General features: G+C 68.7%; 3 protein-coding genes. 2 read left to right on the top strand and 1 reads right to left on the bottom strand.

Annotated features, from left to right (window positions below):
* The first annotated feature begins 371 nt into the window (after positions 1-371).
* Together PKE44_RS18850 and PKE44_RS18845 are read left to right on the top strand one after the other, a co-directional pair.
* Positions 372-644 (top strand): type II toxin-antitoxin system prevent-host-death family antitoxin, encoded by a 273-nt coding sequence (locus tag PKE44_RS18850; RefSeq protein WP_324554297.1) that lies wholly within the window; start codon positions 372-374, stop codon positions 642-644.
* A complete protein-coding gene (locus tag PKE44_RS18845) occupies positions 644-1057 on the top strand; it encodes a putative toxin-antitoxin system toxin component, PIN family (RefSeq protein WP_324554295.1) in 414 nt (137 codons plus the stop codon). The genes PKE44_RS18850 and PKE44_RS18845 overlap by 1 nt, the downstream gene beginning before the upstream one ends.
* Before the next feature lie 58 nt (positions 1058-1115).
* Here the strand turns inward: PKE44_RS18845 and PKE44_RS18840 are convergent, their stop codons facing one another.
* The gene (locus PKE44_RS18840) at positions 1116-1910 is read right to left on the bottom strand and encodes an FtsX-like permease family protein (RefSeq protein WP_324554293.1); all 795 of its coding nucleotides are present in this window, start codon (positions 1908-1910) and stop codon (positions 1116-1118) included.
* Positions 1911-1944 lie beyond the last annotated feature (34 nt).

Genomic DNA, 1944 nt, shown 5'->3' with positions numbered 1-1944 from the left:
TTTGCTCCCCGGCGCCGGTATCCGGAACACCGGAAACGGCACTTCAGCCAGCACCACCGGCATCCGGATGGCCTGTTCGGGGGTTCCGAGTACCGGAGACGACACTTGAACCATCGGCGCCGACGGTTCAACCGTCGACGCCGACTCATTTCGGGGCGGCGTCGCCCCAAAATGAGTCGAAAACGGAGCTTTGGACAGGGCCGGCGCAGGCACGCCGGTGTCGGTCAGGGCAGGATTCAGCGCGCAGGCCGGGGCGACGCAGGCAACCCGGCCGTCATCACCAGACGGGACAACCCACCGCCTCCCGGCTGGATAAAGCAATGAATCCGTATGATGATGACCATATCGACCAATATGGCCATGGGGGCATGATGATCACCGAAGTCAGCGCCGTGAACTTCCGGCAGAACCTGGGCGAAATGCTCAATCAGGTGCAGTACCGCAACGACAGCATCCTCATCAACAAGGATGGGAAGCCCGTTGCCGCACTCGTCGATGCCGAACTGTTCGCCCGCATCCGGCGCATGCGGGAGCGCTTCGATGCGCTCAGCGAACGCATCGCCGAGGCGTATGCCGCGGTGCCGGCCGATGAAGGCATGGCCGAGATCGACGCTGCCGTGGCGGCCGAGCGCAAGCAGCGCTGATGTCGGCTTTACGCGTCGTGCTCGACACCAGCGTACTGGTGTCGGGGCTCGCCTGTCCGGGCAGCGTACCGGGACGCATTGGGGCTGCGTGGCGTCAAGGCGGCCTGGAGGTCGTGCTGTCCCGGTACATCCTGGACGAACTGGTCCGGGTGCTGCCCCGTCTGCCGCGGGTTCACCTGACGCAGACCGAAATCCGTGATCTGGCAGACAGCTTCATGTTCATCGCCGATGTGGTCGAACCGGAGGGCGTGCAGGATGCGACGCTGCGCGACCCGGCCGATCAACCCGTGCTGCTCACCCTGCTGGCGTCAAAGGCCAACTACCTGATCACCGGCGACAAGGACTTGCTGGCGCTGGCGAGCCAGTATCCGGTCGTAAGACCTGCGGACTTCTGGGCACGTCACGGGATCTGATTCCCTTCCCCACCTGGGGGATGGGCTGAAAAGACGGTGTGTTCCGCCGTGATCGGCCTCACACCTCCCGCCACCCCTCCGACGGCTCGATGCGCGTCGCGCGCAGGCCCCCGACCAGGGCGGCCAGCGCCACCGCCGTCAGCGTTGCGCCGACGGCGATGGCCGCGTGCTGCGGCAGCAGGCGGCAGAGCTGTTCGCCGGTGTCGGTCGCGAACAGCAGGTTCAGGCCGAAGCTCGCGCCGAAATACAGCACGAAGGCGAGCAGCAGGCCGAAGCCGGCGGTGCAGGCGGCCTGCGCGAGCGGGAACAGCAGCAGGCCGCGGGTCGGCAGGCCGAGCAGGCGCAGCAGTGACAGTTCGCGGCGCTTGCGTTCGACGGTGGCGAGGCTCGCCGCGGCGGTCGCCGCCACGTAGCCGCTGCCACCGAGCGCGGCGATGGCGGCGAACAGCAGGTCGAGGTTGCGGGCGAGGCGGCGGACGTTGTCGATGGCGTCGGCCTGCGTGACCACCTCCAGCCCCTCGGCCACCAGCGCACTGCGCAGCGGTGCCACATCCTCCAGCGTGCGCGCGTACAGCCGGAAACCCGGATACACCCGCCCCTTGCCGGGTCGCGCCTCGCCGGGCCATTCCAGCCGCGGCACGCCGAAACCGTCGCGCCAGTCCTCGGCGGCTTCGAGCAGATCGAGCGCGACGAAGGCACCGTCGCGATCGAAGGCCGCGAGCGGGGCGATGCCGGCGAGCGTCAGCGTCACGCGCGCACCCTCCTCGCGTCCGGCGCGCGTGCGCACGATCACGGCCTCGACCCGGGCACCGGGCGCGAGCCCGAGCTTTTCGGCCGCCGGCTGCGACAGCACGAGCTGAAAAGCTCGGGCTCGCGCCCGGTGCCCG

The sequence above is a fragment of the Plasticicumulans sp. genome, from assembly GCF_035331805.1.
Taxonomy (GTDB): domain Bacteria; phylum Pseudomonadota; class Gammaproteobacteria; order Competibacterales; family Competibacteraceae; genus Plasticicumulans.
This window is presented reverse-complemented; position numbering and strand designations above follow the sequence as displayed.

Coding starts and splice junctions, on each gene's coding strand:
- PKE44_RS18850 (WP_324554297.1), top strand. CDS start 372: ATGATCACCGAAGTCAGCGCCGTGAACTTCCGGCAGAACCTGGGCGAA.
- PKE44_RS18845 (WP_324554295.1), top strand. CDS start 644: ATGTCGGCTTTACGCGTCGTGCTCGACACCAGCGTACTGGTGTCGGGG.